A 22,051-nucleotide genomic window follows, 5' to 3' on the forward strand; every position below is an offset into this window, starting at 1 on the left:
TACGAGGCCTCTCCACCGGAAATGACACGTCAGCCGCGCGTGGTACCGCGGTGCGAACCACCGGACGTGTTGGTGTCCGGGACGGAAGGCGTGTGGGTGTCGGTGGAACCGCGCTCGAAGCCGCGGGCCGTCTTCGTGTTCTGGTCCTCGGTCGCGTTGAAGCCCTTCGCCATGGTCTCCAGTCCGTCAGCCGTGCTGTCCAGCACGTCGACGACCCCCTTCAGCCCGTCGAGCATCTCCTTCTTGGGGGTGACGTACTGCTCCGCGAAAGCCTTGCCCATGGAGTCGTCGCCCCAGCAGTCACCGAGCTCGTTGAGGCGGGACTCGAGCCGGGTGACGACCTGCCTCATCTGGTCGGAGTAGGCGCGCACGTTGGGGGCGTTCTTCGCCAGCGCGTCCGGGTCCACCGCGAAGTAGTTGGAAGACATCGCGACCTCCTTCTCGGGGTTTCGTCAGGCGACCGGAGGCCGCGCGATACGGGGGCCGGACCCTCGGCCAGGGCGGCCGCCGGTGACGTACTCGTGGACCTCGTCCGCCATGGGCGGCGTCTCCGGCAGCAGTCCGCCCAGATCGGCCTTGCCCTGGAGCAGGTCGGAGGCGGACATCCCCGCGGGAAGGTGACCGGACAGGACCTCGGCGACGTCCGCCATGGCCGTCGACCGGGCCTTCTGGATGGTCGTGATGAGCATCTGGGAGAGTTCCACGGGGGCCATGCGCTTGTAGGCGCCGGTGGGGAACTCGAGCTCGGTGACCTCGCCCTGCGAGTTCACGGTGACCTTCAGAGCCTGCCGGGGAGCCGTCGCGCTCGCCTTGACCTCGCGCATCCTGCGCTGCAGTTCGCCGACCTGCGCTCGCTCCCTGCGATACGCGCCCAGCAGCTCTTCTATGTGCTGGTCGTACGGACTCGACATGGTGACTCCTCTCCCACCTGCTGTGACGAGCCACGCGGGGTCGTCGGGGACAGCAAACATGCCCCCGCGCGGGCCGTACGCCTGATTCGGCAGGTCATGACCCGAAGGACACCGACCTCTGCCCCAACGACCCGGTACGGCTGACAGGGCGGACACAGCCCGGTCGGTCAGCCGATCTCGTCGGGTCGCTGGGGAGCCGCCCCCCAGGAGTCGGCGCCCTGCCTCAGCAGGTCGGCGACACCGCGGCCGCCCTTGGCCTCGTCGCCGTCCTCCTCCGGGCCGTCCTCGTCCTGCCCGTCCTCATCCTCCTCATCAGGCACTTCCGCGGTGCTGAGCAGCATTCCGGCGTATCCGGTGACCGGCGGCGGCAACTCCTCGGCGGCCGCGGCCCCGGAGCGGTCGGGCCGCCAGGTGGCCAGGCCCGGCCCGGCGACCGGCTCGACGGAGGTGTCGTCCGCGGAAGCGGAGGACTGCGGGAAGCCGAGTCCGGCGGCGAAGACCGAGCCGTCCTCGTCACCCCACCCCGGCTCCTCCGGGCTCTGTGCGCTCTCCGCCTCGTCGCCGCCGATACCGGCACCGGCACCGGTCTCGGACACCGAGCCGTCCTCGTCGCTCCACCCGTCGTCGTCGCTGAGGACGTACTTGGGCTGGAGCTCTTCCTCCTCCTCGTCCTCGGTACGGCGCCCCCCGAGCGCCCACAGCAGCGTGGGGTCGGCGGCCCCCCACGCGCTGGTGTCCTCAGCGGCCTCCGTGCTGGGGACCACCGCGACACGGCCTTCGTCGAACTCGTCCGCGGCGGCGGAATCCGTGCCGGAGCCGGAGAGAGTCGCGCCGCCGGCCGGGGCCCCCTGCGTCTGGCCCGGCAGGTCCCCGACCTCGGGATCGGCCCAACCGTTCTCCGTCTCCAGCAGCAGCCCCGAAGAGTCCGAGCGTTCGTCACCGCCCCGGGGAGCTGCCCCACCGGGCATCCCGTACGGCGGCGTCATGCCGCCTTCCCGCGCGACCGCACCCTCGTCCGCAGCCGCCTCGCCGAGAGCGGCCTCCTCGGCGGCGGCAGCCGTCGAGCCCTCACCCGGCACCGACACCCCACCGACGCCCACGCGGGACGCGGTCGGCAAGGTCCCCGGACGCACCGGGGTCCCCTCGTCCGGACCGCTTCCCCGGGTCGTCGACTGCGGGGCGGACAGCGGAAACGGAGCGGGAACAGGCACCGCGTCGTGGTCGCGGTCGTCCCGGACCTCGGAGGGCGCGGGGACATCGGCAGGGTTCACACCGCCCCCGACGCCGGTCGGCAGCCCCAGTCCGGGCCCGCCCGCGGAAGTTCCCGCGGCCGAGGCGACCTCGCCGTCCCCCGGCACTTCACCATGAGCATCCGCCCACGGCTCGACACTGCCCGACACGAGCCCGGAGGCATCGGACCGCTGCTCGTCCTTGGCCGCCCCACCGGCTCCGGGCGCCATCGGCATGAACGGCATCCCGCCACCGGCCCCAACACCAGCACCGCTTCCCTCCGGGACCGAGCCGTGGACCGGGGCCTCGCCCAACGACACCCCACCAGCACCGGTGTCGGCGCCAGGAATCCTGACTCCACCGGCGGTGCCGTGGTCGAGCGCCTCGGACGGCATACGAGACACGGCGCCACTCGGCGCGGAACCCGTGGGGAGCGAAACGTGCGGCGCGGATCCCGTGGGCAGCGATCCGTTCGCCAACGACACGTGCGACACGGAGCCGCTCGGGAACGACCCGTTGGCCACGGAGGCGTTGGGCACGGAGCTGTTCGGCAGGGATGCGTTGGGCGCGGACCGCTGTGGCACTGATCCGTTCGGCAGCGATCCGCTGGGCAGCGGTGTGACCAGTCCGGCCCCGCCCGCGGCAGCGCCCGCCGCCGGTGAGATCTCGCCTATTCCGGGCGCTTCAGGCCCCTGCCCCGACCATGGTGCGACATTGCGCGACACCAGCCCGGAGGCGTCGGACTGTTGCTCGTCCTTGGGCGCCCCACCGGCTCCGGGCGCCATCGGCATGAGCGGCATCCCGCCACCAGCACCGCTTCCCTCTGGGACCGAACCGGGGGTCGGAGCCTCACTCAGCGACACCCCGCCAGCACCAGCACCGGCACCGGTGCCAGGCAGCTTCAGACCGCCGGCGCCACCCTGGTTCAGCAGATCAGACGGCATACGGGAGGCAGAGCCGGCGGACACGGACCCGTTCGGCAACGACACGTGCGACACGGACCCGTTGGGCACGGAGCCGTTCGGCAAAGAGCTGTTCGCCACGGGGCTGTTTGGCAGGGATGCGTTGGGCGCGGACCGCTGTGGTACTGATCCGTTCGGCAGCGATCCGCTGGGCAGTGGTGTGACCAGTCCGGTCCCGCCCGCGGCAGCCCCCGAAGTCGGCGAGATCTCACCTGTGGCGGGCGGTTCGGCGCCCTGTCCGGACCATGGTGCGACGTTGCGTGTCACGAGTCCGGAGGCGTCGGACTGCTGCTCGTCCCTCGGCGCTCCACCAGCACCGGGCGCCATGGGCATGAAGGGCGTCCCCGCTCCACCGGCACCAGCACCGGCACGGCTTCCCTCTGGGACCGAACCGGAGGTCGGAGCCTCACTCAGCGACACCCCGCCAGCACCAGCACCGGCACCGGTGCCAGGCAGCTTCAGACCGCCGGCGCCACCCTGGTTCAGCAGATCAGACGGCATACGGGAGGCAGAGCCGTCGGACACGGAGCCGTTCGGCAACGACACGTGCGACACGGAGCCGTTCGGCAAGGACCCGTTCGGCAAGGACCCGTTGGGCACGGAGCCGTTCGGCAGCGATCCGTTGGGCACGGACCGCTGTGGCACCGATCCGTTCGGCAGCGCCCCATTGGGCAGCGGTGTGACCAGTCCGGCCCCGCCCGCGGCAGCGCCCGTCGTCGGTGAGATTTCGCCTGTGGCGGGCGGTTCGGCGCCCTGTCCGGACCATGGTGCGACGTTGCGTGTCACGAGTCCGGAGGCGTCGGACTGCTGCTCGTCTCTCGGTGTTCCGCCTGCTCCGGGTGCCATGGGCATGAACGGCGTTCCCGCGCCACCGACAGGCGTCTTCGTCGACGTCGACGGCACACCCGCGCCTGTACCGGCGCCGGGAGCGCTTGACAGCGACACCCCGCCGGTACCGGAACCGGTACCGGTGCCAGGCAAGTTCACACCGCCGGCGCTGCCCTGACTCAGCAAGTCGGATGGCATTCGAGACACGGAAGCATTCGGAACGGACGCGTTCGGCAGCGCCCCATTGGGCAGCGGTGTGACCAGTCCGGCCCCGCCCGCGGCAGCGCCCGTCGTCGGTGAGATTTCGCCTGTGGCGGGCGGTTCGGCGCCCTGTCCGGACCATGGTGCGACGTTGCGTGTCACGAGTCCGGAGGCGTCGGACTGCTGCTCGTCTCTCGGTGTTCCGCCTGCTCCGGGTGCCATCGGCATGAACGGCGTTCCCGCGCCACCGACAGGCGTCTTCGTCGACGGCACACCCGCGCCCGAACCCGAACCAGGGGTGCCCAGCAACGACACCCCACCGGCGCCACCTTGGTTGAGCAGGTCAGATGGCATGCGAGAAACAGAGCCGCCGGGAGCGGAGCTGTTGGGCAGCGGTGTCACCAGTCCCGTTCCGCCTACGGCAGTCCCCGTCCCCGTCGTCGGTGAGATCTCGCCCGTGGCCGGCGGTTCGACGCCCTGTCCCGACCATGGTTCGACATTGCGTGTCACGAGTCCGGAGGCGTCGGACTGCTGCTCGTCCCTCGGTGTTCCACCGGCTCCGGGTGCCATCGGCATGAACGGCGTTCCCGCGCCACCGACAGGCGTCTTCGTCGACGGCACACCCGCGCCTGTACCCGCGCCGGGAGCGCTTGACAGCGACACCCCGCCGGTACCGGCACCGGTACCGGTGCCAGGCAAGTTCACACCGCCGGCGCCGCCCTGACTCAGCAAATCGGACGGCATACGGGACACAGAAGCACTCGGAACAGATCCCCCCGGCAACGTCGTCTTGCTCGTAGCCGGATTCGACGAGAGGGAGACGGGGGTGATGCCCGTGCGGCCGCCGCCGCCACCGGTGCCGGTCGGCAAGGTCACGCCGCCTGCGCCGACCGTTGACGTGTTGGGCGGCGTGACCCCGTCGGCACCGCTGTTCAACAGGTCCGACGGCACCGGTGTCGCAGAGCCGAGTTCGGGCGCCGTACTCCCACCCGCAGCGCTCTTGCGCTGGTTCGCCGAGTTGGTCCCCAACGGCAGCACAGGGCTCACAGGGCTCACAGGGCTGACCGACCCTGTCGTCAGCGAGGGACCCCCACCGGCAGAAGGGGTGGACGCGAGAGACACGGGGGTGCCGCCGCCGTTCAGCAAATCCGACGGCGTGCGCGACGAAGTACCGGCAGTCGGCAACGTGCTGTTGGGCACAGCACCCGGATTGAGGGCCGCGTGCATCTCGGGGTTCAGTTTCCCGGGGTTCAACGGCGTGACCGATGGCGTGGTCGACGGCGTCGTCGACGGCAGTGGTGAGTCCACCGGTGTCGAAGCCAACTTGGTCGACTTGATCGGCGTGTTGGGCGGCAACGTCATCCGCGTGGGATTCGGCACGGACGCGTTCGTCGAGGAATTCACCCGCGAAGTCGCAGGACCGTTCACCGGCGTCGAGGCCAACTTGGTCGGTGTGAGCGGCGTGTTGGTCGACGAGGCCATCCGCGTAGGAGTCGTCAGCGGCACGTTCACCGGTACGCTCGCGGGCAGGTTTCCCCGTGGACTCGTCGTGTTCACCGGCGAGTTCACCGCATTCCGCACCGGCGTCGTCACGGCCGGCGTATTCGGCAGCGTGACGCGCGTCGGCGTGGGTGATTTCGTCTGCGCCCCGGGCCCCAGGTTGATGGGCGTGGTGGTGCGGGTGGGGAGGGTGGCGCTCCCGACGGTGGGCGGGGGTGTCTGGGTCTTGGTCTGCGGCAGTGTGGAAGTTCCCGGCGGCGACGTGAGATTCGGGGTGGCGCCGCTGAGCGGAGACGTGATGTTCGTCGCGGAGACCTGATTCAGCGTGCGCGTTCCGGCGGAGTACTGCCCGGCCAACGTGTGCAGCACCTTGCGCATGTCGTCCGTCATCATCTTGACGATCTCAGGGCTCTGACTGACCGGTATGAGCCCGTTCTTCATCGGCTTGATACCGATGATCTGCGCCTGCTGCGCATACCACTGGTCAATCGTGACGACGTTCGCCTGGGCCACCGCGAGATTGTTACCGGCGTCGACGAGAGTCTGCGCGACCGATGCGCTCATACTCCCCCCGGAGAGCGCGTTGGAACTGGACGCCACCTGCTTGGAGAAGGTCTCCATCATGGTCATGAAGGAATCCGCCGCAGTGCCCTGCCACGGCGAGTCCGTGTTGCCGGCCAGCGCCTTGGCCTGTGCGACGAGGTTCTCCGACACCATTTGCAGGACTTCCTGCACGAACTGGAACGTGTTGCCGGCGTCGTAGAGGCTCTGCGGTGTGGCCACGCTCTGCGCCCGGTCCTGCTCCTGCCCGGACGCCAGATTGGAAGCGCCGACGATGACGGCCTCGATCTGCTTCCAGTCCCAGGTGTCGTAGTCGTTCGGCGACCCCATGACAGAGTTGTTGCCGAAGATCCCGGACTTTTTGTCCGACTGCGTGGTGTTGCCGGAGTTGTAGTCCTTCTTGTCTGCCATGACGTCGACGCTCTCGTTCGTGCCTGTAGGGGCAAACGCCTAAAGCGGCGTCAGGTCCAGTGACATCTGACGCCGCCACAGGCAGCCGTACAACTTGTTCTCACCCGCCGGTGCCGAGCTTGGTGAAATCGCTCTGAGCCGACTGCATCGCGTTGTTCAGATCCTCGGCCGTCATCTTGGCCTCTTCCTCGGTGGTCGTGTACTTCGAACTCAGCTGCCGCATACCGGTGCTGATGTCCGCCAGACCCTGACCGAGATCGTGGAGAATCTTGAGGTATGTGTTCTGGAGCCCCGAGTCACCGTTGGCTCCGCTCGCGACCTGCCGCAGCATGTAGGCGTCGTAGAAAGCGCCGGGATTGACCCGCTGGAGTTCCATGAGCTTCTGGTACGCCTGCTTCACCGGCTCCGCGAGCCTGTCCATGTTGCCGGCGAAGAGTTCCATGGACGGTGTGTCGACCGAGGTCCTGCGTCCCGTGCCCGAACCACCCGGAACCGGCGGCGGCGTGGGGTCGTGCGTCTCGGGTCCGGACCGCGTGTGCGGCGCGTGGAACGTCGTCGGGTCCCACTCCTTGGGCGGCGGAGGCGGCGGCGCCTTCTTCTCCCTGGGTTCCCAGTTCAGCGAATCCGTGTCCGGCATCAGCGGTTCCAGATGTTGACGCCGGACCTCTCACCGTCGGCGTACTGGCCGATGATCTGGGTCAGCGAGTTCTGCGCGTTGGCGGCCTGCGTGGTCATGTCGGCGGCGGCCGTGGCCCAGACGCTCCGCTGGCTGTCGAACAGGTCGCGCGCGCCGCTCTCCCACTCGGTGATGGCCTGCATCGTGCCGCTCTGCAGCTCCTGCAGGAAGTCGTTGATCTGCTTGGAAATCCGGCTCATTTCCGTGACCGCGGACTCAAGGCCGTCAAACTGAAGACTGTAATCTGCCATGTTCTTCTCCTGTCTGTGAAAGCTGAGTTACTGAAATCCGGAGCTGACTTACTAGAACCCGGGGAGCGTCGGCGTGGTGATCCCGGCGGCGACCTGCTGGGCCTTCTGGGTGGTCTCCTCGTGCGTCTGCGTCAGGATGTTGGTGTTCTGGCTCAGGGCGTTCTCCATGCCGTTGAGCACCGTGATCACCTTGTTGAAGTCGACGAGCCAGTTCTGCAGCGCCCGGTCGAATGCCATGAACGCCTGGCCGGTCCACACGGACTGAATGTTGCCGACCGTCGTGGACATTGCCTTGTACTGGCCGTCGAAGTTGGCGACGCCGTTCGAGAAGACGTTGATGGCCTTCTGGAGTCCAGCAAGGTCGACCTGTGTCATATTGCCCGCCATCGAGCCCTCCAGTTCTTGGTGCGGGTTCCCTCTGGAACCGCCTGGTCATACCTTCTCGAACGCCGAGGGCCAAAGGAACCGAATTCGCCGTCCCTTGCCCCGCGCACCAGCGATAGTTGCCCCGACGACTCCCGTCAGGCCCCCGCGCCCGCCTCCGCCAGGGCCGGACTGCCCTTCTCAGGGGGCACCTGACCCACGCCTCCGCCCGTGTCGTCGGCGTCCGTCCGCGCGGCCGGCCGGATCGCGGGGGAGTCGGCCGCGGCCAGACGCTCCGCGAACCGGTGCGCCCCGTACGCGCCCGCCGGGGGCGGAGACTCGGTGAAATGCTCGGCGAGCGAGGTGCGCACAGGGGCGTCGACGCTGAAGCCACGCACCGTCAGATAACGCCACGCGAGCTCGGCCAGCTCCGCTCCCGAGTAGTCGGGGAACGGCAGGTACTCGGCGAAGCAGGCGGCCAGTTCGGAGCCCGGGCGGGCGTTCAGGGCCTCCGCCAGCAGCGACTGCTCGCCGCACAGCACCAGCGCCACCTCGCCGTTGCCGTCCGCGGCCGCGCGCAGCGCGCTCATCACGGCGCCGCGCTCCGACTCCGGGCGGGCCTGGAAGGCCTGGTCCAGTTCGAGCAGCAGCAGGCCGCCCGCGGCCTCGTCGAAGACGGCGGCGGCGAATGTCTCGGCCTGCTCCCGCCAGCCCGCCGGGAACGCGGACAGGGCCTGCCGGTGCACCGCGCCGGTCTCCAGCAGCCCGTACTCGGCGAGGCACCGCGCGTACAGCCTGGCGACCGCACCGCGGCCGCTGCCCTCCTTGCCCGCGAACACCACGTTCATCAGCCCCGCGACCGGCTGACCCTGCCGGCGCAGCTCCGTGAGTCCGGCGAGCCGTTCGAGGACCGAGGTGCGGACCGCCTCAAGGCCGACCAGGTTCGCGATGCGCCGGCTGCTGCGCGGCTCCTGCGGCTGCCGGTCGCCCCCGGGGCCGGATACGGCGGGCGCCGCCCCGGGCGGCTTCTCCACGTCGTCCGCCGTCAGACGCGTGAACTCCGAGTCGGCGGTGGGTGGGTTGGTGGCCAGCCTGGACGCCTGACGGTTGATCATCGACTCGAACAGCTGGCGGGCCACCCGCCCGTTGCCGAAGGTCGGCCCCTTCGGAGTCCGCTCGAAGTACGTGGTGAGCGCCTCCATCGCGGAATCGGTGAGCTCGTAGTAGTGCTTGCTGCACAGGCCCCGGACGATCGTCACCAACTCGTCCACCGAGTAGTTGGGGAACTCGACGGTGCGGGAAAAGCGAGACGCCATACCGGGGTTGGAGGACAGGAACTGGTCCATCTGCTCGGAGTAGCCCGCCACGATGACGACGATCTCGTCCCGGTGGTCCTCCATCATCTTCATCAGGGTCTCGACCGCCTCCTGACCGAAGTCGGGGCCGCTCCCCTTGGCCTGGCTGGTCAGCGTGTAGGCCTCGTCGATGAAGAGCACACCGCCGAGCGCCTTGGTGACGACCTCCGTGGTCTTGATGGCGGTGGCGCCGATGTACTGCGCGACGAGGTCGGCGCGCGCGACCTCCACGATGTGGCCCTTGCTGAGGATGCCCAGTTCGGCGAGGACCGCGCCGTAGAGCCGTGCCACGGTGGTCTTGCCGGTGCCCGGGGGGCCGGCGAACACCAGGTGCCGGCTCATCGGAGGCATGGGCAGTCCCATCTCCTCCCGGCGCTGGGCCATCTTGTTGAGGTTGATGAGGCTGGTGACCTCGTGCTTGACGCTCTCCAGCCCGACGAGCGCGTCGAGTTCGGCGAGCGGTCCGGTGCCGATGTGCTGCGCGGTCTCCGACGCCTCGGTCCGCTCCGCGCCGTCCTCCTGCCGCTGCCTCTGCCGCTCCTTCGACGCGGCCCGCCCTGACGTGTCCTGCCGATCGCCTCCGGTCAGGTTGCCGGCCGAGAACTGTGGGTTGTCCCGGAGCTGGTGCACCTGCAGGCCGCCGTTGTCCCGCACTTCGCAGTCGCGGACGCTGACCGGCTCCTCGGTGTTGGTGCGGACGCCGTCCCCCGCGTTGTCGAAGATCACGCAGTTGCTGATCTCGGCGCGCGCGGTCGCCTGGATGTTGACGCCGTGGCCGCGGGCGCTGTGCACCCGGCACCCGATCGCGGTGACCGCTCCGCCGCCGGTCACCCGGAGCGCGTCGGACCCGGAGCCGGCGATCTCGCTGTCCCGCACGGTGAGCGCGGCGTCCTTCCCGACGAGGACCTCACCGCCCTGGAGCCGGGCGGACACCACCTCGGCCTCGGAGCCGTCGGCCAGCGAGAACCCGCAGCCACCGGCGGTGCGCAGGCGCAGCTCCTGGAACCTGCCGGTGCCCTTCTCGGCCAGCTCCACCGCGTTCGCCCGGTCCGTTGTGATCTCGCTGTCCCGCACCACGACCTTGGCGGCGCCCGCCACCCGCAGCCCGACACCGGCGCCCTCCGCCACCGCCAGCTGCTCCGCCTCCACGGCGGCGCCCTCGGTGACGAGCACGGCCGCCTGGGCCGCCTCGCGTACGACCAGCTGCTTGAAGGCGACCGTGCTGCCGCCCTCCACGCTCACGCCCACCGACGCCCGCGTGATCTCGCAGTTCTCCAGCCGCGGCCGGGACTTCCCGGTGATCCGGACGGCGGTTCCGCCCGGGGCGGAGACAGCGCACTTCTTGAGCAGCGGGGCCGAACCGCCTGCGATGTGCACGGACTCCGCGCCGGCACCGGAGAACCGGCAGTCGGTGAGGGTGATCCGGCCCGTGCCGGTGAGATACGCGTCCACGCTCGCGCTCCCCGCCACGGTGACGCCCGACACGGTCGCCGCGCCGTTCTGCTCGACGACCAGCGCCGGTTTGCCGCTCGCGGTGATCGCCGTGTCCTTGACCTCCGCGCGCGCGTTGCCGTTGACGCAGACGCCGTTGCCGCCCGCCCGGTCGATGACGCTCTCCCGGACCGCCAGCCGCCCGCCCTCGGCGACCACGATCGCGGACGAGCCCGTCTCCTTCACAACGGTCTTCTCGACCGTGTTGCCGCCGGGCGAGGTCACCACGATGCCGGCGCCCTGCGCCTCGTCGATCCGGCAGTCACGCGCCACCAGCGTTCCCTGATGCCACGCCAGGATCGCCGTCCACCCCGCACCGGTGATGCGGCAGGCGTCGAGCGCGGCCTCGCCGCGCCGGATCTCCACGGCGGCAGTGTCGTCGTCCCCGCCGGAGATCGTCAGACCGGAGAGCTGCACCGCCTCCGCGTCGACGACGACGGCGCTGCCCGAGCCCACGTGGATCCGCACGTCTCCTCCGCCGCTCGCGGCGGAGATGGTCACCATGCGCGTGATGACCAGGGGTTCCTCGTACGTCCCCCCGGCCACGGTGATCACCGCGCCGTCGGAAGCGGCACGCAGCGCCTCGCCGATGGACTGGTAGGCGCCGGGGCGGTCCCGGGAGACCAGCAGGACCTGCCTCGTCATGGCGTCGTTCCCTTTCTGGGTGGTGCGGTGCCGGCGCCGCGGCCGGTCACGATCAGTCCCGGTGGATTGCGGAGGGCGCCGAGGGCCGTCGCCGGAAGCCGTACGGCGGCCTTGGCGTCCCGCCACTCCGTGCCCGCCTGCTCCAGCCCGGCCATCGCGAGGTCGTCGAGCGGGAGGCGCCGGATGTCGACGCTTCCGTCCGCGCCGATCTCCGGGCCCGTCAACTCCCGCAGCAGCAGCACACGCCGTTCCTCGTCACGCACCCCGAGCACCTTGAAACTGGTGCCGGGCAGATAGAGCACCCGGTCGGGGACGGTCGGGTCCAGCAGGGCGGTACGGCGCGCCGTCATCGACCAGATCAGTACGTCGACGTCACCGGCCATCTCGGGATGCGCGGTGGTCAGCGCGGAACAGAACGCCCACTCGGTGACGAGCCGGCGCTTGCCGTACCACTGCCACTCCGCCTCGCTCAGCGTGGTGCGCAGCAGCGTGGCCCCGCGATAGGACGGCAGCCGTCGCAGCCCCGACGCCACACAGCGCGCCAGCGGCACATGGGGGCCGACGGTCGCGCCCCGCACCGCGCCGTCGATCCGGTCGGTGCCACCGGACAGGTACAGCCGGACCGCGACCAGGTCGGTGACCACGTCGTCGGCCGACTGCTTGGCACCACCGCGCAGCCCTGGGGCCTCGGACAGCACCCGCGCCACATGGTTCGCGGCGGAGTCGTACTGCTCCTTCAACGTCCGTCGCAGCCAGGTGCGTTCCTGCTCGATTCCGCGCTCCGGGGGTACGGCGCAGGCGTCGGGCGCGGGCACGGGTTGCACGCGTACGGCCGGCCGCTGAGCCTTGGGCCGGGCAGCGGGGGCCGATTCCGGGGACTGGGGCTGCCCCTGGGGCGACGTGGGGGCAGTTGCCCGAGGAGGTGCCGGGGAGGGCGTAGCCGCCGGTTGCGGTCCCGGGTCTGCCACGGGCTCGGGATCCACGGTGCCGGCATCGACGGACGCGGCCCCAGGAGGCGGGGCCGACTCCAGCCGAAGCGACCGCGGACGCAGGGGAGCGGGCGCGGGTGGGGACGCCTGCGCCTGCCCCGCACCGGACGCGGCCGGATCGACAGGAGCCGCAGCAGCGGAGGGCGCGACTACGACGGTGGCAGGCGCGCCCCCGGCCTCGCCGACACCGGGCACCGGCGCGGGCTCCAACACCTCGGCGACAGAACCGGATTGGCCCACCGCAGACCCCGACACCGGGCTCGCAGCCCCTGACGCACCGACAACAGGCGCCGGTACGGGACCGGGTGCGCCGCCTTCGGTTGGCGGCAGGAGGCTTGGGGGCCCGGGTGTTCCGCCTTGGGTTCCGGGTGGGCTGCCTTCGGTTGGCGGTACGTGATTTGGCGGCCTGGGTGTTCCGCCTTCGGCCCCGGGCGGGCCGCCCGGGGTTCCAGTCACCTCACTCGCGGCCCCGGACATCACGCCCGCGGCCCCAGGCACACCGCTCGCGGTCTCAGATACCCCGGCCGCGGGGGCGGGCACATCAAAGCCGACGGGCCGGGACGCTCCGCTTTCGGCCCCGGACACGCTACTTGTGGGCGCGGACGCCTTACCATCGCTGCCGGGCCCGCCAGTTGCGGGCGCGGACGCTTCACCTTCGGCGCCGGGCACGCCACTTGGGGGTGTGGACACGTCGCCATCGGCCCCGGGTACACCACTCGTGGGTGTGGACGTCTCACCTTCGGCGCCGGGCACGCCACTTGCGGGCGTGGACGCCCCACCACCCGCCCCGGGCACACCACTTGTCGTCCCAGGTGTCCCGGTTGCAGGACCTGGTACGTCTCCTGCACGCAGGGACACCTCGCCCGCAGCCCTAGGAGCCCCAGGGGCAGGCCCGATCCGGCCCGGCGTAGAAGCCGCTGCCTCGGCAGCAGGCCCAGGCTCGCTCACCGCGGCTCCTGGCACCTCCGCCGCAGGCCCGGGCTCGCCCATCGCAGGCCCCGGCGCCTCCGCCGCAGGCCTCAACCCGGACTCCTGAACTCCGTCCGCACTTCCGGGCTCGCCCGCCGCAGGCCGCACCGCACCCGGCACTCCGCCCGCAGGCCGCACCGCACCCGGCGCCCCGCCCGCAGGCCCAGGCGCGCGCGTGCCAGTCACCCGCGCAGGCTCGCCGGCCAAGGGCCCTGGCCCCGGACTCGGCATCCCGCCCGCAGGCCCAGATTCACCACCCCCGGATCCCGACGACTCGGACGCCCCGCCCCCAGTCCCAGCCACCGCCGGACGCCGCGCCGCCCCCGCCCCACTCCTCCGGGAGGACACCACACCGGAGTTCTTCTCGCCCGCGTGCTGAGGGGCAGGCAGGATTCGGCAGCCCTCGGCGAGGGACGGATCGAGCTGTTTCCGGATCTCCTCGGCCAGCGTCCGCATCCGCTCCGCGGACTCCGGTGTGCCCGCGTCGAAGTGGATGACCGTCGTGCCCGGTTCGGCCGGGACGCGGTGCACCGCCGGGGCGTCGGCCTGAGCCGCCGGTGGCCGTAGCCACAGTCCGCTCTGGGTGACCTCCAGCACGGCGTCGGGCGCGTACTCGTACACGCCCGCGGAGATCTCTGGCAAGCCGTCCACCGGCGCACGGCGGCCGAGCAGCAGGGGCGGCGCCACGGATCCGGACCCACGGGTGGGCCGGTAGACCAGCTCCCGCACGAAGGCGGCCGGGCCGGGGGTGCCGTCCTCGCCCAGGACGCGTATCAGCGCGCGGTCCGCGCGGGGCTCACCGACCGTCGGCAGCCCGCCGTAGACGATGACCTCGTGACGGAGCCGGTCGGCCAGTATCTGCCCGAGCACGCTGCCCTTCGGCACGCCCACCGGCCCGTACGGGACGAAACGCACCCGCGACCGGGCGTCCGGGGCGACGCGTTCCCAGAACCGTTCGATGTCCCCCACCGGCAGGTGTGGGCCACCGGGGCAGCCGAGCACCACGGTGAGCCGGGCGGACTGGAAGAGCAGGGAGGCCGTCAGCTGCCCGCGATGGACGTCCTGATCGCCCGCCGACTGGTCCGTCCGCCTGATCCAGACGCCGCCGGGAAACGGTTCGGCCGTTCCCTCGGCGCTGGTCGCGAAGGAGCCCTCCGGCACGGCGTCATCCCAGTCCGGCACGGGAAACCGGCGCGACACCTGGGGGACGCGCTTGGGCGGGCCGAGCCGCGGCCAGGTGGACGAGCGACGCGGCTGGAAGCCCAGCCAGCCGGAACCGGCGCTCTCCGGCACGAACAGCGCACCCCCGGCGGCGGGGAGCACCCAGCCGTCCGGGGTGAGTACGGTCCGTTCGAGCCGGTCGGCCAGGAGCTGACCGACCGTCATGGCGGTCTCGCGGCTCGGCCGGCCGATGATCACCCGGAAGGAACGCCCCCGGCGCTTGAGCAGACCGGCCACCGACTCCCAGTCCTCGGGCGGCGGATCCTCCGGGAGGTCGACGACGACCAGAGTGTGTTCGGGGTCGCGGGCCAGCCCGCCCGCGAAGGCGTGCAGCTGAGGGTTGATCTTCCCCGTGGGATGGACCAGCAGCGCCCCGCCGATGCTCCGGCACTCCAGTCCGGCACGGCCTGAGACGCGCGCACCGCGATCGATTTGCACCATGCCCCCGCCCCTAACCGGCACGCGCCGAGACGGCGGTCTTGGCTGTGTTGGTGTCCAGCGTCGGACCGGTGGGCGCCAGATCGAGCAGTTGGCGGGGCAGCGTCCGCACCTTGGCCTGGCCGTAGCCGAGCGCCGAGAGCGCGTCGGTGTTGGCGAACGGGTACTTCCTGCCGCTGTCGGTGATCAGGTAGATCTGTGAGGTGGCGTCGGGCGCCTGCGCGGACTGCGCCGCGACGAGCAGACCCTTGGTCGGCGGTACGAAGAGACCGGAGGGGCGCGGGCCGGCCGCGATGGGCTCGGTCACGACCGAACCGCCCTTGGAAGTGCCCGCCTTCTGCAGCACGCACAGCGCCGAGCCGCCCGGGCTGAACGCCTGGCCGGAGAGGAGGTCCGGCACGGCGGTCAGCAGCGAGCGGTCCGATGAGGCGGGGGCGGACGCGATGTCCGCCGTGGTCACCTGCCTCGGAGCCGAGGCGCCGGGGACGGCGCTGAGCAGGGCGAACTCGGTACGGTTGATCGGGGCCAGGCCGTCGGTCCGCAGTACGTACATCTCGCGGGAGCCGGCGGCAGTGGCCTCGAACAACTGGCCGACCTTCGTGGACTCACCGGCCACCGAGGAGCCCGCGGAGCCCGCCTCCGGGATGCGCGGGGCGGTCAGCTTCCCGCCCGAAGGCAGTTGGGCCAGCCATGCCGAGGAGACCGGGACGGTCTGCTGGGCCACCATGCCGAGCGCGACGAGTTCGGCATGGGACAGCTTGTACGCCCGGCTGTTCCACACGAGGTACGTGGTGCGGTCCGGCCCGGAGAGCAGGACCCGCTGGTTGCGTGGGACGGCGGTGGAGCGGCCGGCCGGGTCGAGGTCCACCAGCGTCTTCGTGCTGCCCGCCGGCAGGCACACCGCGCGGTCTCCGGAGAGCAGGTCGGTGGCGGCCGGCACGTCATCGGGGGCGCCGACAATGCCGAGCTGCGGGCCGCGCCGGACCTCCGCCAGGGTGTCCCGTGCGACGGAGACGGTCTTGGCCCGGGCTCCGGCGACCAGCAGCGCGGAGGCGTAGTTGGCCATGGGGTACAGCTGCTGGTCGAGGAGGAGGTACCGGTTGCCGGTCTCCTGCTCCACGATGATCGACCCCGGGTTGCGCCATGCCGTGCTCTCCTTGGGGCTGATCAGGCCGTAGACCCCGAAGCCCGCGGTGAGCAGGACGGCGACCAGCGCGCCGAACTGCATGCCGAGGTTTCCCCGCCGCATGGGGACCTCGACGGGTCCCGGATCACCGGCCAGCAGGGCCGACACCAGCCGGCCGACGGCGAACCGGTGAGCCTGGACGTGATCGCGTCGATTCTGCACCGCAGCCCCCTCAGCCGGCCAGCGAGCGGAAGTACGCGTACACGTCCAGGACCTGCAGCAGCAGCGGGATCAGGGCGAGCGCCGTGAGTCCCTCGAAGATCTCGCCGAGGCGTCCCCAGATGGGCCGCAGCCTCGCCCCAGGCAGCCGCCAGGCACCGGTCAGCAGCAGAGCGGCGGCGGCGAACAGCCCCAGCATGGTGCCGGCCTGTGCCACCGGGCCGGCGTGGAGGGTGAGGGACAGCAGGACCAGGATCGCGCCGAGCGCACCGGCGATCACCAGCGCGATGCGCTGCGAGGCGTTGCCCACCGCGCGTGCGCGCAGCAGCACCGCCGGGCTGAACACCGCGACGAAGACCCGGCCCGACCAGTCCGGGGACCGCACCAGCAGGGCGCAGGCCACGACGAAGACCGCGGCGGAGGCGAGGAAGAAGACGCTGAGATAGCCGTCCGCCGCCGCGGCCCGCCGGTTGACCAGGGGTTCGGGCAGCGGGTCGATGCCCTGCTGCAGTTCCGCGGCGTTGTGCGGGAGCTCCACGACGCGCAGCCTCGCCGCGAACAGCGCCAGGCGCGGAAGGACCGGGGACAGCGCGAACAGGGTCGCCGCGAGCACCGCGGCGACCCGGGTGGCGTCCCAGGCGAGGACGATCGACAGGAACGACCCGACCTCCACCGTGCCCGCCAGCATCAGCAGGGTGCCGAACACCGCGATCGGCACCCGGCCGGTGGCCAGGACCGCGGCGGCCGCCACTCCGGTGAACGTGGCGGTGAGCAGCCCGTCCAGCCGGCCGGGCGCGAACAGCCCGGCGGGGCCGGCCACCGCGGACAGTCCGGCCAGCGCCGCGAACAGGCACGCACCCAGACCGGTGACGGTCCCCATGGCCCGGTCCTCCAGGTTCCTGGTGACCAGACCGCAGCCGACGATCAGGCCCACGGCGAGCACGCCGCAGGTGAGGGCGGTCAGCAGATGGGGGCGGGTGGCGACAACCATCGCGGCGAGGGACGCCAGCGCCACACAGGCCAGGACGAGGCAGAGCCGACGGGTCAACTCCGGCCGCCAGCGGTCGCGTTGGGCGCTCAGCGCGGTGGACACCCCGTCGGCCACGTCGTCGAACCGCAGCTCCGACAGGAGGTCGTCCTTCGGCCGCAGATACAGGATGTCGCCGTCGCGCAGACCGAGGGTCTCCGGGGTGCCGTCCAGGTCCAGCGGGGCCTCGCCGAGGCGCTGCAGCGCCCATCTGCCGCCGAGGTCCTCCTCGTTCACGGACGGTTTCACCACGACGGGCAGGAGTGTGGCCACCGTGGCGGTGACGGGCACCGCGAGATCGGTGCGGCCCTTCTCCGCGCTGACGGTCAGTCGGCAGACGTCGGCGGTCCCGCGCCCGGGACGGGAGGGGGACGACGCGGCGGTGCTCATGGTTCTCCTGCGGTGCAATGGCGGGGAAAACGGGGCGGGTTCGATGCGCCGGGGAAGGCCGGTGCGGCGCGCGGACGCCGGGAGCGCGGGGTACGGCGCCCGACGAAGGCCTGGCTTACGGCGTAGGCCAGGCTCCTGGCGGAGTCCGGGCTCACGGCGGAGGCCTGGCTTACGGCGTGGGCCCTGCGCTCGGAGGAGGCCTGGCTCCTGGCGGAGGCCTGTCGCTCGGCGGAGGCACAGTGCTCGGCGGAAGCCCGGCTCCTGGCGGAGGCCTGGCGCTCGGCGTAGGCCCGGCTCACGGCGGAGCCGCCAGTCCGGTCTGGAGCAGCCCGACACCGCGCCGGGTGACGAACTGCGCACGGCCCGGGGGAAGGGTGCGCGGCTTGGCCTCGCCGATGAACTTGCCCTCCTCCTTGGGGTAGGAGAGAAGCAGCGCCGGGCTGCCCAGTTCCCACATCCGGCGCAGCAGCGGGTCCATCATGGCGCGCATCGCTCCGGAGGTGCTGCGCGCGACCACGATGTGCAGCCCGATGTTGGCGGCCTGGGCCAGCAGCGGCACCATGGGCGTCATCGGGTTGTCCATGGCGCCGCCGGTGGCGAACAGGTCGTAGTCGTCGATGAGCATGAACAGCCGCGGTCCCGTCCACCAGTCGCGCTGCGGCAGCCGCTCGGGGGCGATGTCGGGGCCGGGCACCCGGCCGCTCACCGACACCGCGGCACTGGCCGCGAGTTCCGCCAGCGCCTCGGTGCCCACCGCGTAGCCGACGCGGTACTCCTCCGGGACGTCCCGCAGGAGCTGCCGGCCGGGGTCGGCGAGCAGGATGCGCGCCTCGGCGGGGGTGTAGCGGGCGGTGATCGCCCTGGCGACCAGGCGCAGCGCGTTGGTCTTGCCCGTGGCGTCGTCGCCGAAGGTCATCAAGTGCGGCACCTTCGAGAAGTCGTGCCAGACAGGCTGCAGGCGCTTCTCGTCCCAGCCCAGGCAGGCCCGCATGTCGCCGTCCGGCGGCGGCAGTTGGTCCACCGGCAGGTTGCTGGGCAGCAGCCGTACGCCGGGTGCCGACCGGCCGGTCCAGAACGTCTCGATCTCGGCTGCCGCGGCCTTGGTCGCGGTGGTCAGGTCCTCGATGGCCGACGAGCCGTCGAGCCGGGGCAGCGCGGACAGGAAGTGGTGGCCCGAGCTGGTGAGACCGCGTCCGGGGCGCGAGGGCACTCCGGCGGCCTGACGAGTGCCGACCTCCGACTCCATGCTGTCGCCGAGCCGCAGCTCCAGCTTGGTGCCCATCAGGTCACGCTGCTTGGGGCGGATCTCCGACCAGCGGACCGCCGAGGCCACCACGTGCACGCCGTAGGAGAGACCGCGGGCGGCCAGTTCGGCGACGCGGTCCTCCAGTTCCTCGAAGTCCTGCCGGAGAGTGGCCCACCCGTCCACCACGAAGAAGACATCACCGTACGGGTCGTCGATCTGCCCGCTCCTGCGCAGCGCGCGGTAGGCGGCCATCGACTCCAGGCCCAGGCTGGTGAAGCGCTCCTCGCGCATTTCCAGGACCTGGGTCATCTCCTCGACGGTGCGCAGCACCCGGTCGCGCTCCAGGCGGGTGGCCACCGATCCGACGTGCGGCAGACCCGAGACGGAGACGATGCCGCCGCCGCCGAAGTCCAGGCAGTAGAACTGGACCTCCTCCGGAGTGTGCGTCAGGGCGAGCGAGAGGATCAGGCTGCGCAGCAGGGTGGACTTGCCGGTCTGCGGTGCTCCCGCGATGCCGACGTGCCCGTCGGCCCCGGAGAGGTCGGCGACCAGCAGTTCGCGGATCTGCTCGTAGGGCCGGTCCACCATGCCGAGCGGAACCTTCAGGGCGCCGAGCGCCGGGTAGTCGCTCGCGCTCATCCCGCGCAGCGGGTCGGGCACGATGCCCGGCAGCAACTGGTCCAGGCTCGGCGACTCGTCGAGCGGCGGCAGCCACACCTGGCGGGCGGGCGGACCGGCGTCGGTGAGCCGGTCGATCAGTACGTCGAGCAGGCTGTCGGAGCTCTCGGACTGCTCCTCGTCGTCCGACGGCTCGTCCGGATCCCGTGAGTCATCCGCGCCGGTTGACGCCAGGTCGGCCGGCAGCGGCGGCCGCTGCTCCAGGCCGAAGGGGACGATCTCGGCGGCCGGCCCGCTCGGGCCGTCAGCCGTCAGGGCGCGGGTCTGCGGTTCCGGACAGGGCCCGGAGACGTAGGCGGCCTTGAAGCGGACCAGGTTGGTGGTGTCGATCTTCAGATAGCCGTGGCCCGGCGCCGAGGGCAGCTCGTAGGCGCCCGTGACACCGATGACGCTGCGCGACTCCATGGAGGAGAAGGTGCGCAGGGCGATCCGGTACGACAGGTGGCCGGCGACCTTGTGGATGCTGCCCTCGTCCAGTCGCTGCGAGGCGAGCAGCAGGTGCACGCCGAGGCTTCGCCCGACGCGTCCGATCATCACGAACAGCTCGATGAACTCCGGCTTGCTGGAGAGCAGTTCGGAGAACTCGTCGACGATGAGGAGCAGCGAGGGCATCGGGGCGAGCCGGGCACCGCCGAGCCGGGCCTTCTCGTAGTCGTAGAGGTTGGCGTAACCGGCCTCGCGCAGGAGTTCCTGGCGGCGGATCACCTCGCCCTGGAGCGAGTCGCGCATCCGGTCGACCAGCGGCAGCTCGTCGGCCAGGTTGGTGATGACGGCGGAGGTGTGCGGCAGCTTCTCCATGTTGAGGAAGGTGGCGCCGCCCTTGAAGTCGACCAGGACCAGGTTGAGGATCTCGGATGAGTGGGTCGCGCACAGGCCGATGACCAGGGTGCGCAGCAGTTCGCTCTTGCCGGAGCCGGTGGCGCCGATCAGCAGACCGTGCGGTCCCATGCCGCTCTGGGCGGACTCCTTGAAGTCCAGCTCGACGATCTCGCCGTCCTCGGTCACCCCGACGGGCACCCGCAGGCGGGAGTGCTGGGGGATGCGCGACCGCCACTGGGAGGACACGTCGAACGCCCGCGGATCGCGGATGCCGAGCAGTGCGGTCAGGTCGAAGTCGTTCTCGAACGGTTCGTCGACCAGGTCCACGATCCCGCTGGTGCGCATCGGCGCGAGGTACCGGGCCAGGCTCTCGGCCGCGGCGAGGCTCAGCGCGTCGGCCCGCGCGGTCGCCGTCGAGTCGCCGGACGGGAAGGTCACCTGGCCCTTGTCGGTGGTCAGCCGCAGCACCTTCGAGCCGCCGGTCATGGCGCCGGTCAGGTCGAGCAGGACGACGTTGCGCAGTCCGGCGCCGAGCAGCCGGGAGCCGGTCGGTATCCGCGTACCGGCGGCGACGATCACCACGAACGGTTCCGATGCGCTGGGTGCCTCCGACTTGTCGTGGTCGGGGCGGTCGCTGACGTCCTGGCCGAGCAGGTCCATGAGGGCGTCGTGGTCGGTGGCGACGAGCCGTCGCGCACCGGCCGCGTCGTGCTCGCGCGGATCGGCGTTGTGCGGCAGCCACTTCACCCAGTCCCAGTCCGCCCGGCTGCGCTCGTCGGCGAGTACGGCGATGCGCAGCTCGTCCGGGGAGTGGAAGACGGCCAGCTGGCAGAGCATCGACCGGACCAGGGCGAAGGCGTGGGTGCCGTCCCCGGCGAACTCGACGCTGCTGAAGTTGCGCAGCGAGACGGGGACCGCCATGCCCTCGACCGTCTGGTGGGCCTTGATGAACCTGCGCAGCGAGATCGCCGAGAGGGGTTCGAGGTCCTCGACGGGCTTGGTCTCCGGCGGGATGAAACGCAGCGCGGCCCGCCGTGAGCCGAGCCCGGCCCGGACCCGGGCGAAGTCGTCGTGGCTGGCGCGACGCTCCCACAGCCGGGGGCTCATGGCCAGCGACCACAGGTCCTCGGGTTCGGGATGGTCCCAGGAGACAGCGGCCCGCTGCTCGCCCGCGGCGTCCCTGGCCTGCTTGCGCAGCTGGGCGAGGTAGCGCAGGTAGTCCCGGCGCTCGGCCCGCATCCGGCGCTTGCGTTCGCGGCCCGACTGCCCGAGCTGGGTCAGGCTCATCGCGATCATGGAGACGCCCATCATCCCGGACATCATGTACGTGGTGGGCGAGCCGTTGCCCATGGAGAGCCCCACCGCCATCGCGGCCGAGCCCAGGCCCATGGGGAGAAAGGCCAGCGCCGACCCGAACTCCACGCTCGCCGGCTCACCGAGCACCGGTGGCTCGGCCAGCTCGATCTCGCCCTCGGGCATCTCGGGAGCGGTCGCGCGCGAGCCGCGCTTCACCGGCACCGTGTTGGTCATCTGCTTTCTCCCGT

14 protein-coding genes are annotated in these 22,051 nt (G+C 71.4%); 3 read left to right on the top strand and 11 right to left on the bottom strand.

The features are described from left to right. Positions 1 to 29 precede the first annotated feature (29 nt). The 3 genes from ACI2L1_RS33855 to ACI2L1_RS33865 form a co-directional block, all read right to left on the bottom strand. Positions 30 to 428 carry a WXG100 family type VII secretion target gene (locus ACI2L1_RS33855; RefSeq protein ID WP_404743244.1) on the bottom strand — a complete coding sequence of 133 codons (399 nt, stop codon included), beginning with the start codon at positions 426 to 428 and terminating at the stop codon, positions 30 to 32. A 24-nt stretch (positions 429 to 452) separates the two neighbouring features. Continuing rightward, on the bottom strand, positions 453 to 911 hold the full coding sequence (locus ACI2L1_RS33860) for a YbaB/EbfC family nucleoid-associated protein (RefSeq protein WP_404743245.1): 459 nt from the start codon (positions 909 to 911) through the stop codon (positions 453 to 455). Positions 912 to 1,078: 167 nt separating this feature from the next. Then, positions 1,079 to 2,536, bottom strand: coding sequence for a hypothetical protein (locus tag ACI2L1_RS33865; protein WP_404743246.1), 1,458 nt, complete (start codon positions 2,534 to 2,536; stop codon positions 1,079 to 1,081). 2,386 nt (positions 2,537 to 4,922) lie between these two features. Between ACI2L1_RS33865 and ACI2L1_RS33870 the strand changes: the two genes are divergently transcribed. Together ACI2L1_RS33870 and ACI2L1_RS33875 are read left to right on the top strand one after the other, a co-directional pair. Continuing rightward, on the top strand, positions 4,923 to 5,951 hold the full coding sequence (locus ACI2L1_RS33870) for a hypothetical protein (RefSeq protein ID WP_404743247.1): 1,029 nt from the start codon (positions 4,923 to 4,925) through the stop codon (positions 5,949 to 5,951). Between the two features lie 105 nt (positions 5,952 to 6,056). Then, positions 6,057 to 6,395: a hypothetical protein gene (locus ACI2L1_RS33875; protein ID WP_404743248.1), complete on the top strand. Its 339-nt coding sequence runs from the start codon at positions 6,057 to 6,059 to the stop codon at positions 6,393 to 6,395. 309 nt (positions 6,396 to 6,704) lie between these two features. Here the strand turns inward: ACI2L1_RS33875 and ACI2L1_RS33880 are convergent, their stop codons facing one another. The 5 genes from ACI2L1_RS33880 to ACI2L1_RS33900 form a co-directional block, all read right to left on the bottom strand. Next, complete coding sequence (locus tag ACI2L1_RS33880) at positions 6,705 to 7,241, bottom strand: hypothetical protein (RefSeq protein WP_404743249.1); 537 nt, start codon at positions 7,239 to 7,241, stop codon at positions 6,705 to 6,707. Continuing rightward, positions 7,241 to 7,531 carry a WXG100 family type VII secretion target gene (locus tag ACI2L1_RS33885; RefSeq protein ID WP_404743250.1) on the bottom strand — a complete coding sequence of 97 codons (291 nt, stop codon included), beginning with the start codon at positions 7,529 to 7,531 and terminating at the stop codon, positions 7,241 to 7,243. Before ACI2L1_RS33885 ends, ACI2L1_RS33880 begins: the two co-directional genes overlap by 1 nt. Positions 7,532 to 7,582: 51 nt before the next feature. Then, positions 7,583 to 7,906 (bottom strand): WXG100 family type VII secretion target, encoded by a 324-nt coding sequence (locus ACI2L1_RS33890; protein ID WP_404743251.1) that lies wholly within the window; start codon positions 7,904 to 7,906, stop codon positions 7,583 to 7,585. A gap of 146 nt (positions 7,907 to 8,052) precedes the next feature. Further along, positions 8,053 to 11,385 carry a right-handed parallel beta-helix repeat-containing protein gene (locus ACI2L1_RS33895; RefSeq protein WP_404743252.1) on the bottom strand — a complete coding sequence of 1,111 codons (3,333 nt, stop codon included), beginning with the start codon at positions 11,383 to 11,385 and terminating at the stop codon, positions 8,053 to 8,055. Further along, entirely contained in the window at positions 11,382 to 12,200 is an 819-nt protein-coding gene (locus tag ACI2L1_RS33900) for a hypothetical protein (RefSeq protein WP_404743253.1), read from the bottom strand. The genes ACI2L1_RS33895 and ACI2L1_RS33900 overlap by 4 nt, the downstream gene beginning before the upstream one ends. A 1,977-nt stretch (positions 12,201 to 14,177) precedes the next feature. Between ACI2L1_RS33900 and ACI2L1_RS33905 the strand changes: the two genes are divergently transcribed. Then, positions 14,178 to 14,975, top strand: coding sequence for a hypothetical protein (locus tag ACI2L1_RS33905; RefSeq protein ID WP_404743254.1), 798 nt, complete (start codon positions 14,178 to 14,180; stop codon positions 14,973 to 14,975). A 40-nt stretch (positions 14,976 to 15,015) separates the two neighbouring features. Here ACI2L1_RS33905 and eccB read toward each other — a convergent pair whose 3' ends face one another. The 3 genes from eccB to eccCa all read right to left on the bottom strand — a co-directional run bounded on the left by eccB (position 15,016) and on the right by eccCa (position 22,037). Continuing rightward, positions 15,016 to 16,350 carry a type VII secretion protein EccB gene (gene eccB, locus ACI2L1_RS33910; protein WP_404743255.1) on the bottom strand — a complete coding sequence of 445 codons (1,335 nt, stop codon included), beginning with the start codon at positions 16,348 to 16,350 and terminating at the stop codon, positions 15,016 to 15,018. A 10-nt stretch (positions 16,351 to 16,360) separates the two neighbouring features. Continuing rightward, the gene (gene eccD, locus ACI2L1_RS33915) at positions 16,361 to 17,764 is read right to left on the bottom strand and encodes a type VII secretion integral membrane protein EccD (RefSeq protein WP_404743256.1); all 1,404 of its coding nucleotides are present in this window, start codon (positions 17,762 to 17,764) and stop codon (positions 16,361 to 16,363) included. Positions 17,765 to 18,059: 295 nt separating this feature from the next. Further along, positions 18,060 to 22,037, bottom strand: coding sequence for a type VII secretion protein EccCa (gene eccCa / locus ACI2L1_RS33920; protein ID WP_404743257.1), 3,978 nt, complete (start codon positions 22,035 to 22,037; stop codon positions 18,060 to 18,062). Positions 22,038 to 22,051: the final 14 nt, after the last annotated feature.

This window comes from Streptomyces sp. NPDC019531 (assembly GCF_044903305.1).
Taxonomy (GTDB): domain Bacteria; phylum Actinomycetota; class Actinomycetes; order Streptomycetales; family Streptomycetaceae; genus Streptomyces.